Source organism: Candidatus Jordarchaeum sp., from assembly GCF_052745115.1.
In genome coordinates, this window is the sequence record NZ_JBRAKS010000122.1 from 1 (window position 1) to 10791 (window position 10791).

Here is a 10791-nt window from a genome sequence, read left to right on the forward strand (position 1 = left end):
GGAACCGAACACCATTTAGGCGGTGTCCTAAATGGGTAAGTTTCGGACAACGGCTCGCCGAATGGGTTAACTTCGTGGGAGGAGGCGCTCTTAGAAAAACCTGGGGTCAGATTGTTGCGGATGTTCTTAACCGGGAAGTAAGGCAGCTTGTAAATCCAAGGGAGGCCGGTGTTAGGGGAGCTGCAATGATAGCTAGTGTTGGTTTGGGAATACACAAAGACTTTGCAACCGCAGCTAAAATGGTAAAGGTTACCAAAGTTTTCAAGCCAGATCCGGAAAACGTTAAGCTGTATGATAATCTTTTCGTTGAGTTCGAAAAGCTCTACAAGGGCCACAAAAAGGTCTGTAAAAATTTGTGTCAAAAAATTCCCAAATAGCACACAAAAGTCAACTCACTCTAATGTATTATGGTAGCCTAAAATGGTGCTGGACTGGAGGATGAACTCACAATTCTAATCTTGTCCATCTGAATCCCGGTATTTTCTTGCTTTTTACATCTTTCTTGAACGTGTATAATCTTGCCGGTCTATGAACACCGGGTTTGTATTTATTAGTGGGTTTTACTATTCCCATTGAAGCAATTTTCTTTCTGAAATTTCTTTTATCCAATTTTTCACCCAGTATGGTCTCGTAAACTTTTTGAAGCTCAGTCAGAGTAAAAAATTCGGGCAATATATCCAGTGCTATCGCGGTGTATTCCAGCTTGTTTTTTAATCTCTGATGTGCGTACCTGATAATTTTATTATGGTCGAAAGCCAGTTCAGGAAGTTTGTAAACCGAATGCCAAGCTGCGTTCTCTGAGAATTTTATTTTTTCTGAATCCACAAAAGCAAAATAGGCTACTGTTATCACTCTACCCCTAGGATCTCTTTTCAATTCTCCATAAGTGTAAAGCTGCTCTAAGTACAGATTTCCAAAAATTCCTGCTTTTTCCTTCAAAACCCTAATCGAAGCTTTATCTAGAGTCTCATATTTCTCTACAAAAACACTGGGAAGAGCCCAAACCCCCTCATAGGGAGGTGTGCTTCTCATTATTAGTAGAACCATCAAATCATAATTCTTTATCGCAAATATGCAGACATCCACAGTGACATAAACTTCCGATTTTCCAAGCTGACTTTTAGTAGACACTTAGGTCCACCTTCTCCAGTCTTGGATTAGGCCGATATGGTCTCCCCACTTTATGCAACTCTTTGAATTCATCTTCTACAAAGTAGCCCATGATGTCAGAGGTCGCAACATACCTATCCTCTGCAAAGCCAGCACCAATAAAATCAAAAAGCTTTAACCCATACTTTTCTTCTCCGGCTACAAAAGCCGCAACCTTCTCTATTTTGCTGAATCCGCTTGAGAGTGCTATTTTCAAATCCTTATATCCGGCATCATTAAATTTTCGTCTCGCAGCAACAACGGCCTCTACAGTTACCCCTGTTCCTGTCCAATATTTTCTGCCATCAAAGGGAAGGCCACCTTCTGCTATTATTGCTCCATTTGTGTCAAATCTTGGTCCCCAAAAATCATCCCCTAACACTTCAGCAACTCTGAGAGTATCAGTTATTTCCCTTCCGAAAGTATCCGATAGAAAAATTCGAGGAACCTCTTTCGGCATATGTTTATTAAACGCTTTCATAGTTTCAACCGCAGAATTCTCTTCTCCGTATTTTGAGGCCATTACTAAAACCAAGGCGTGTGGTACCGTGCCTACACCTTTCTGCCCAAATGTTGCTGCCCCCACATCAGTTGAGGTTGATGTGGCTCCCGCCTCGTATGTGGCTTTTGCTATTTTAGCATCATATTCGTAACCGTAATGTCTTGCGCCAAAATAAGATATTTGCCGGGAACCAAATTTACTTTTATCCAATAAGTCTACTATTTCGCGAACATTAGTCTTGATTTTTTCTAAATTCGGTTCTGGAAGACCGTTTGCCCTGCTGGTTCTTTCCGATAGGATTGACAAATAGATTGTTTCTAATTCTATTAGATCCAGGACTGGTCCATCAAGAAACATCAGGGTTTCTTCCGGTTGGTATTTTACTCCATCATGAAGAGCGTAGATTCTTCCGCCATGTTCAGCCAGTTTCGGACTGTACTTCATGATTGCAGCTATAGCCTCGTCTATTCCTGCAGTTACGCCTGGGCCTTTTCTAATAAAAATTTGGTATCTGACGTGCGGATTTATCCCCTCTTTTCTTAATATTTCTGAGCTTCTTAGGAAATATACGTCAGTGTGTGGTTCGTGTCTTGGTGGAAAATGAAATTCAGTTTTTCTTTTTACTGCCATTCGTTCACCTTATTCTCCAATTTTACTTAGTGTATATTTAACACTATAAATATAAATCCTTTGGATTTTGTAGATTGTACACTAAGTAAATATTTACACTAAAAAAATAATGGTTAAGAAATATTTTACGATTTTTAAGAAAGTTTATATACGTGCAAGATTAAAAATTTTTTAAAATAGAAGAAATGCTAGTAGCGGATTTTCTGCTCCCCGGCTTTTTTCTATTGAAAGATTGTGTGAAAGATGAGTTGAAATGAGTGAATCCCAAGAATTTAAAAATGTGAGTGATTTGAGACCCAACCTTAGAGGCGTCAACTTAAAAATTAGATGTAATTCCAAAAATGAAGAAAGAGAAGTGGTTTCCAAAAAAACCGGGGAAACGTACAGAGTAACCGAGGCCCTCGTGGGGGACGAAACTGGAAGCATTTTACTAACCCTATGGAACGAAGACATAGACAAAATGAAGATAGACCATGTATATCAGCTAAACAATGTGTACACCACGGTTTTTAAGAGTTCTCTGCGACTAAACCTGGGAAAATATGGTAGCATGGAGGAAATCGATGAGAGCACTCCCGCCAAAATTAACACCGAGAACAACCTATCTAAAAGAGTGTACCAACAGCCACAACGCCCCCACCCCCAGTATGGTGGAGGCGACCGATACGGAGGATACGGCGGGCGACCCTATAGAAGCGATAGAGGTGGATACCAAGACAGAGGTAGATGAAGAAATTATTAGAAAATGATTTTTCTTCCCACTATTTTTTATTTTTCTCATTGTCTATATTATAGAAGAGTCCTATGTTTTGTTTTCTTTCAATTGAAGCTTCTACTATTAGTCGGGCTACTAGGATTATGTTTCTTAATTCTATTAGGTCCTCATTAAGTATGTAGTTCCAGTAGTAGTGGCTAATGTCTTCTTCTAGTAGATTTAGGCGGCGTATAGCTCTTTGTAGCCTCAGGTCACTTCTTACTATGCCTACATATTTCCACATGAGTCGTCTTATTTCATCGAAATCATGCTTTAACAAGACTTTTTCATCTATGGGTTTATACTTGGTTGCATCCCAGAGGGGCATTTCCTCTAAAGGCATTTCGACGGGGTTTTCCAGATATTTAATGGAGTCTAAATAGCTTCTGTGTGAAAATACTACGGATTCTAATAGTGAATTGCTTGCAAGTCTATTAGCGCCATGTAGTCCAGTGGCGGCAACCTCTCCGATCGCGTAGAGGCGGTTAATAACTTGATGGGGATCATCTCTTTGTATAACTTGTCCATTCTTATTTACGGCCACTCCTCCTACCATATAGTGTGCTGCTGGTACTACCGGTATTGGTTGTTTTGTTATGTCTATACCGTACTCTAGGCATGTATTATAAATGTGAGGGAATCGTTCCTTAATTTTTTCTGAATCCAAGTGTAGGAGGTAGAGGTATACGTATTTGTCGCCGCTTCTTTTTAATTCTCTGTCCACAGCTCTTGCTACAATATCGCGAGTGGCCAGGCTTCCCCTCTCATCATAATTTTTCATAAAGGAGAATTTGGTGGGGTCTTTTTCTCCAGATTTTATGAAATCTTCATATTCACTGATGGTCATTAATACCCCGCCTTCTCCCCGAACCGCTTCTGAAATAAGAAATGAGCTTCCATTCTGATCATAAAGTGTGGTGGGGTGGAACTGTACGAATTCCAGATCCTTAACCCTGGCTCCTATCCTGTAAGCCATGGCTATTCCATCGCCTGTAGAGATGCTAGGGTTAGTAGTATATAGGTAAATTTGTCCACATCCACCTGTAGCTAGAACTGTAACATTGGCGAGGTAGGTGCTAATATTGCCCGATTTTTTATCAAAGATATAGGCTCCTATACATTCATCCTCTTTTTGACTCAGTTTGAGTCTGCGTGTAGTGATTAGGTCGATAGCCATTGCGTCTTCAATAATTGTAACATTAGGATGTTTCTCACAGGCATCTACTAATGCTCTTTCAATAGCTGCCCCTGTGAAATCTGCAACATGAAGTATTCTCCTGCGGCTGTGTCCGCCTTCTAATCCCAAATTAAAAGAACCATTCTCATTTCTTTCAAATTCCACTCCGATTTCTATTAATTCTCTTACCCTTTCTGGGGCCTCTTTCACAACCATTTCTACAACTTCTAAATCATTTAAGTAACATCCTGCCTCCAGGGTGTCTCTTATGTGGGATTCGAAATTATCTTGTTCAAGGTCGGTGACCGCGGCTATTCCCCCCTGAGCAAAATTAGTGCTGCTCTCCACACTAGACTTCTTGGTCGCAACAATCACCTTTCCATGGTTTCCTGCTTTGAGGGCAAAACTCAAACCTGCGATTCCCGAGCCGATTACTAGAAAGTCTGTTTGCCACCTCAATAAAAATCACCCTTTAAGAAATAAATTAAACTGGAAGATTTAACATTTTCAATAGGTGTAGGTTTTAAAAACTACGTTTGTTAAGAAATATATAAAGAGAGTGGTATCAATTACCTAGAGTGTCATAGTTGGAGGTTTTTATTAATATTTTTAAACTCAACTTTTTATATTTCTAATATAAAATTCAGTCCCATGATAAACAAATAGAATATTTTTTTAGAGTTTATGAGTCGTGGAAATATCAAAAAAATATATTAATTATTTAGATTCATATACATTTTGTGGAGGATGCTTTTGAGTGGCGGAGACGGTTACTTTTCTTGTAATGGGATTACCTTCAGAAAAGCTTATAAAAACTATTGAGTATTATATTGATTGGTGGCCTAATAAGAGATATAATGTTTTTTTTGAACTTTTTAAAAATGAGTTAAAAAATGTAGAGAAAAATACTCAGAAAAAAGTTCTAAATCAGCTGAGTGATGATGTTTTATCCGAAGTTTTTTCGTTAGGGGTAAAAATTTTTCCGATTCAAGATGCCTTATTGCCTTCGGGTGAGACCGACTTTTTCTTTTTAGAAAGAAGCGTTCCCGAAACCTTAAGTCATGCTTTTCTGAATATTTCAGCACTTTACGGAGAGTTGGATGATATTAAAGGGCTGCGCGAAGCGTTTAGAATTGCAATGAAAAAATTTAAAGAAAAGCTTTTCAGCTCACTGAGTAGCTTTGGAATCTCGGAAATTATGGAGGAACTTATTAACATAGATCCCGAAAACTACTTTATTTTTTATGATAGTTTTGAGAGGGTGGAGGCGGGTGGTGCCCAAATTAAAAAAGTAGAGGATCGGAGCGACAGATTTCTTGAATTTACTCCAAGTGTGGTAAAGTCTGAACCGGAAATTAAAAAATTTTTAAAATGGACTAGTGTGGATAAAATTCCTGGGCTAGGAAAAAGCAACCAGATTTTATATAAAAGTATTTATGATATTTATGAATTTTCCTGCTTTTTTGAAGAAACTGAATTTTATGGTTTGCGGGCGGGTAATCTGAAGAATAACATAAGTAAAATGTTTCTTCCATTAAACTCTAATGTTATTGAATTATTTGATGATCCTGATTTTCGAGAGAGTTTGCTTGAAATTGAAAAAATATATCTTGACCAGCTTATGAGTCAGATGGCTTTCGATCCAGATTACTTCCGATTCTTAACAAAAGAGGAAAAAATTAAACTAATACTCTTTCTTGAACATTTGAAAAAAGACATACTCCACCCATTAAACACAGAAAGTAAAAATGAGATATTAGCTGCACTTGCAATAATTGAGGGCAGAATACTTCCCAGCTCACACGCTTTAAACGAACTCTACATCGCGAAACCCGTAACGAACCATTTCCTTCAATTTGAGTACTATTTACTATTAGGCAACAATCTTCTGCTAAGTGGTGATTTGGCGAGATCCTCAGATAGTATCGCAGAGGCTCGGTCATATGCAGAAGAAGCGGAGCAGACTGATTTTCTGACTGTTCAGGAAGCTCTTATAAAAATAAGGAAAGGTCAATTAGAGGAGGCTGTTGCAGAATTAAGTAACTGTTATGAAAAAACTGGTTCACCTAAAATTAAGGGCGTCTCATCATACTATACTGGAATGCTCTACTATATGCAAGGAGATTTTGCAAATGCTTACCGCTTTTTTGAGGAAGCTCAGAACTGGATTCAAATCAGAGAGGATTTAGCTGCTATTCATGGTAGAAAGGGCGTTTGTGCATTAAAACTTGAAATATATGATGAAGCCTTCCACGAATTTAAAAAATTGGAATCTCTTGCTAAAAGCAATAGTCACCGAGAATTATTAGCTGCAGCATATGAGGCTCTTGGAATAATAATGTATCTCACTGAAAAGCTTGATGAAGCCGCTAGATATTATGGAATGGCTTTGGAAATAGACCAAGAACTAAATGATGACCGGTCAATAGCCGATGATTACAGTAATATAGGAACAATCTATTACAAGAAGCAGCGACTGGATGATGCTCTAAAATATTATGAGAGAGCCCTTGAAACTCACAGAAAAACTAATGAAAAAAGAAAATTATCCATAGAATACAATAACATAGGCGTTACCCTAAGGGCTAAAGGTAATTTGAGCAAGGCACTCCAATATTTTCAGGATGCTCTTGATATAAACGATGAAATCGAAAACTTTGAAGCTGTAGCCACAAACTGTAACAATATTGCCTCTGTTTTAAGTGAGTCAGGGGAGGGAAGAGAAGCACTTCCTTACCTTGAAAGAGCATTAAGTATCGCTAAAGAGCTTGGAAAACACAGTATGGTTGCGGAGAAGTATACGGATATAGGTAAGATTCTGGCTGATGAAAACGATTTTGACCTTTCCTTGGAATATTTTGAAAAAGCCCTTAAAATACACAAAGAACTGGATAACAAGGAAGAAATGATAAAAGACTACTCCAACATTGGACTTGTGCTGGTAAATAAGGGTGAAATCCATAAAGCAGTTGCCCATTTCGAAATCTGTCTCAAAATCTCAGAAGAATTAAACTACCTAAAATGGTTGGAATCAACATTTCCCGAAATATTCAAATCATACAGTTTCTTAAAGAAAAAAGACCCCGGAAAAACCTTCTATTTTAGAGTACTAGAGAAGTTCCCCAAACTAGCTAAACAATTATAGCTCCCAAGCGATTAGTATTTTGGGAATTTTTTTGAATCTTTTTAAAAAAGTTATCAGTTTCTTTCCGCCCAATTCGTATGAAGAATTCTTAAACTAATTTCAGTTACTAATCGTTAAGAAAAGTTTTAATAACCATTGAAATTCAGAGTATCAAAAAATTTGTACTATGATTTTGAAACCTTCATATTTTAATACAGTTTATGTGTTTTGAGGTGATTCGCAATGAAGGAGAGGCTAATGGAACTGGAGGAAGCTGTTGAGTTCGTGGAAGATGGTTTTTCCATCGGGTTCGGCGGATTCATGTTTTTTCGCCGACCCATGGCTTTTATTAGGGCACTAATAAAATCTGGAAAAAAGAATCTAGATGCTTATTCTATTAACGCAAATATAGATTTGGACATGTTGATTGGTGCAGGATGTACAAGAAGCGTAAATTATGCCTATTTGGGTATGGGACAGCTTGGTTTGGCTCTTAATTTCAGAAGAGCTGCTGAGAATGCTTTAATCGAGGTACATGAGTACAACATTCTGGGCTTTGCATCCGCTCTAAGGGCTGCGAACATGGGTTTACCGTTTTTACCTTTGAGGGGGGGTTTTGGTAGTGACATTGTGAAGGACCTAGGATTCAAAACTATTACCTGTCCCTACACCAGACAGAAGTTATTAGCAGTTCCTGCGTTCAATTTTGATGTATGTGTGATCCATGCAATACAAGCTGATTGTTATGGTAATGTTCAAGCGTATTCGCCGACTGAGAGTACCATCGATTACGAAGTAGCCCTGGCGAGAGCGGGTAAAAGACTCATTGTTACTGTTGAGAAAGTAGTGAGTCCAGAGGAGATAAGAAAAAACTATGATAAAACTATACTCTTCAACTATGAAGTCGATGCGGTGATAGAAACATCTCACGGTGCCCATCCCATGTCAATTTATCCCCTTTATGATCCAGATGTAGCCCATCTAATGGAGTACATGAGTTGCTCCAATGATCCTAAAACATTTGAAAAATATCTTACAAAGTATGTGTACGAGCCAAATAGTCATAATGAATATCTAAAGCTAGTGGGGGTATGCTAGACTTTGAAATACGCTGAGGATTACACAATCGATGAGATCATGATAGTTGCCATGGCCCGAGAAATCAAAGATAATGATCTAATTTTTCAGGGTATAACCACCCCTCTAGCCGGAGCAGCCATCATGCTTGCCCGGGAAACCCACGCCCGGAACGCAAGCCACCTGTATTTCTTGGGGGTTAATCCAGTTATGCATGATATATCCCAAGTTATGATTAAGCCAGAAAATTTTTTAGGCAAAGTGTATGGGCTTCTGGGCATAAACGAGTTTTGGAATCGTCAGCAGAGAGGCGGGATAGATCTAATGTTTCTCAGGCCTGCACAAATAGACAAGTGGGGCAATGCAAACATGACTCTGATAGGAGACAAAGTAAAACCCACCATCAGATTTAGTGGAGGAGTGGGCACTGCTGATATGCTAGTATTGGCTCAGAGAATAGTCTACTATGCTCCCCACCATGAAAAAAAGGTTTTTGTAAAAAAAATCGATTATATTACCGGTGCCGGACACTTAGAAAACGGGGAGTGGAGAAAAAAAATGAATATACGCTCCCAAGGACCCACAAAGGTTATTTCAAATCTAGCCATCATGAATTTTGAAACTGAAAACAAACAGATGAAGCTGGAATCCGTCCACCCAGGGATTTCCATAGAAGAGGTAATTGAAAACACGGGCTTTGAACTTGTTATACCGGATAAGGTGCCTGAAACAGAGCCTCCAATAGAAACAGAATTGAAGCTAATTCGTGAAAAAATTGACCCGAACAACTTTAGAAAAATCGAAATGCCAAAACACAAAGAAGCAATGATTGAAAAATTAACCAATTTGCAGAAAAACTTGGAATGAATAATTAAGAATTTTCAGTCTTCTTGTAGAAGGGTTTTTTAAATCAATTTTATAAACATGTTTTTCGCATTTTTTTGGGAATTCCGATTAGAGGCACCTAAAAAATCTCAACTATTAACTTTATAAAATAGTATGCTATAAATATAACCAGGTTATAGTAACTATTTCGGTGAACCATAACTTGGAAATCACGCTCTCTGACCTGCAAAAACACTGGAAAAATGCGAATTCAAGACTCCAGAACGTAGTAATGGAAATAAAGGAACTCATCGAAATAATTTCCCACTACTCAGCAAAATCCCTAATGGAACTATTCAAAAATATTTTAACCACCCAAGAAAATTTCAGTGAAAATCAGATACGTAAGTTAATCTGTGCCATGTGGGTCCTACATGACCTAGGAATGATCAGATTCACAAAGGGAGCGCATGGATTAGCGATCACCATCCAAGAAATGCTTTTACAAGGCAAAAAGGTAATCGCCTCTAAGCTAATGTCGCTACTAGAAGACACAATCGAATACCTAAGCGAAGACAAAATTTCAGTCATCAATTACTAACGCAAACGGGAAACTTCAACCAGGGTGCGGGTTGCACCAAACTCTTTTTAAACCTAAAATACCCTTATTAAACTCTTTAAGGAATATTAGGGAGAGACATAAATGGAGAAAGCCCGTTTTACTCTTCTACGTGGAGGAGCAGCCGAGGCCCTAGCTTCTGCAGCAACCACTTTTAAACATAGGATAATGGGTAAGATCCCGGACACGGTATCTGTTTGGATTGCAGATAGGCCTTGTGTGGCTATGGGTTACTATGAAGACATTGACTCTGTGGTAAACGTTGAGGGAATAAAAAAGCACAAAGTGGAGTTAAGTAGAAGATTTAGAGGTCAGGGTGCAGGAACATACTTTGCATCACCAGGATCAATGGTCTGGTCAATAATAACGAACAAGCTGGATAACATGGAGGAAGCCGCAAAACTCATCGTGGGAGACATAACACTTGAACTATACAAAAAAGCGGGAATTGAGGGACTATGGTATAAACATCCAGGCGATATCAAAACCGGTGAAAGGAAACTGAGTGGACATTCTACCTCGAAAATTTTCAACACTATGCTGGTATTTACCTTTATTAACAGGATTTCTCCTGACGCTGAGATGATGGCGGAGGTAATTAAATATCCTCCAGAAAAGGCTAGAGACAAAATCATTAAAGATCTTAGGGATTACGCTGCTAGTATTGAAAAAGATGGTAAAATAATGATGGATGAGGAAGAAATAATCGAGTTTCTAATAGACTCCGTAAAGAATAAACTTGGCATAGAAGCAGAACCGGGTGAGAGGACACCCGAAGAGCTGGCAGACATTGGCAGTTTAACAAAGTATATGTTGGATGATAAATTTGTTTTCAGGTATTCCAGCGAGAAATGGAAGAAGAATCTGCCTAGTGAGGACAGGGTTCACAACAGTAGAAAGATTTAATGATAAATAATACCATTCTTGGACTTTA

General features: G+C 38.5%; 9 protein-coding genes and 1 pseudogene. 7 read left to right on the forward strand and 3 right to left on the reverse strand.

The genetic code is table 11. From position 1 onward, the window contains the following. Positions 1-377, forward strand: a pseudogene (locus tag ACUVXA_RS10155) (hypothetical protein); the annotation flags it as partial. A 67-nt stretch (positions 378-444) separates the two neighbouring features. On the opposite strand, the gene ACUVXA_RS10160 reads toward ACUVXA_RS10155, so the two are convergent. Together ACUVXA_RS10160 and ACUVXA_RS10165 are read right to left on the reverse strand one after the other, a co-directional pair. Beyond that, the gene (locus tag ACUVXA_RS10160; protein WP_445871144.1) at positions 445-1131 is read right to left on the reverse strand and encodes an NUDIX hydrolase; all 687 of its coding nucleotides are present in this window, start codon (positions 1129-1131) and stop codon (positions 445-447) included. Then, positions 1121-2281, reverse strand: coding sequence for a nicotinate phosphoribosyltransferase (locus ACUVXA_RS10165; RefSeq protein ID WP_445871145.1), 1161 nt, complete (start codon positions 2279-2281; stop codon positions 1121-1123). The genes ACUVXA_RS10160 and ACUVXA_RS10165 overlap by 11 nt, the downstream gene beginning before the upstream one ends. A gap of 253 nt (positions 2282-2534) precedes the next feature. Between ACUVXA_RS10165 and ACUVXA_RS10170 the strand changes: the two genes are divergently transcribed. Then, a complete protein-coding gene (locus ACUVXA_RS10170) occupies positions 2535-3011 on the forward strand; it encodes a hypothetical protein (protein ID WP_445871146.1) in 477 nt (158 codons plus the stop codon). Positions 3012-3042: 31 nt separating this feature from the next. Here ACUVXA_RS10170 and nadB read toward each other — a convergent pair whose 3' ends face one another. Continuing rightward, a complete protein-coding gene (nadB, locus tag ACUVXA_RS10175; RefSeq protein WP_445871147.1) occupies positions 3043-4671 on the reverse strand; it encodes an L-aspartate oxidase in 1629 nt (542 codons plus the stop codon). A gap of 298 nt (positions 4672-4969) precedes the next feature. Here nadB and ACUVXA_RS10180 point away from each other — a divergent pair, with 298 nt between their 5' ends. The 5 genes from ACUVXA_RS10180 to ACUVXA_RS10200 all read left to right on the forward strand — a co-directional run bounded on the left by ACUVXA_RS10180 (position 4970) and on the right by ACUVXA_RS10200 (position 10763). Beyond that, positions 4970-7357 (forward strand): tetratricopeptide repeat protein, encoded by a 2388-nt coding sequence (locus ACUVXA_RS10180; RefSeq protein WP_445871148.1) that lies wholly within the window; start codon positions 4970-4972, stop codon positions 7355-7357. A gap of 222 nt (positions 7358-7579) precedes the next feature. Beyond that, the gene (locus ACUVXA_RS10185; RefSeq protein WP_445871149.1) at positions 7580-8434 is read left to right on the forward strand and encodes a CoA transferase subunit A; all 855 of its coding nucleotides are present in this window, start codon (positions 7580-7582) and stop codon (positions 8432-8434) included. A gap of 3 nt (positions 8435-8437) precedes the next feature. Further along, the gene (locus ACUVXA_RS10190) at positions 8438-9280 is read left to right on the forward strand and encodes a CoA-transferase subunit beta (protein ID WP_445871150.1); all 843 of its coding nucleotides are present in this window, start codon (positions 8438-8440) and stop codon (positions 9278-9280) included. 181 nt (positions 9281-9461) lie between these two features. Further along, the gene (locus tag ACUVXA_RS10195; RefSeq protein WP_445871151.1) at positions 9462-9839 is read left to right on the forward strand and encodes a hypothetical protein; all 378 of its coding nucleotides are present in this window, start codon (positions 9462-9464) and stop codon (positions 9837-9839) included. Between the two features lie 102 nt (positions 9840-9941). Beyond that, complete coding sequence (locus ACUVXA_RS10200; protein WP_445871152.1) at positions 9942-10763, forward strand: lipoate--protein ligase family protein; 822 nt, start codon at positions 9942-9944, stop codon at positions 10761-10763. The last annotated feature ends 28 nt before the right edge of the window (positions 10764-10791 follow it).

Coding starts and splice junctions, on each gene's coding strand:
- ACUVXA_RS10165 (WP_445871145.1), bottom strand. CDS start 2,281: ATGGCAGTAAAAAGAAAAACTGAATTTCATTTTCCACCAAGACACGAA.
- ACUVXA_RS10170 (WP_445871146.1), top strand. CDS start 2,535: ATGAGTGAATCCCAAGAATTTAAAAATGTGAGTGATTTGAGACCCAAC.
- ACUVXA_RS10185 (WP_445871149.1), top strand. CDS start 7,580: ATGAAGGAGAGGCTAATGGAACTGGAGGAAGCTGTTGAGTTCGTGGAA.
- ACUVXA_RS10200 (WP_445871152.1), top strand. CDS start 9,942: ATGGAGAAAGCCCGTTTTACTCTTCTACGTGGAGGAGCAGCCGAGGCC.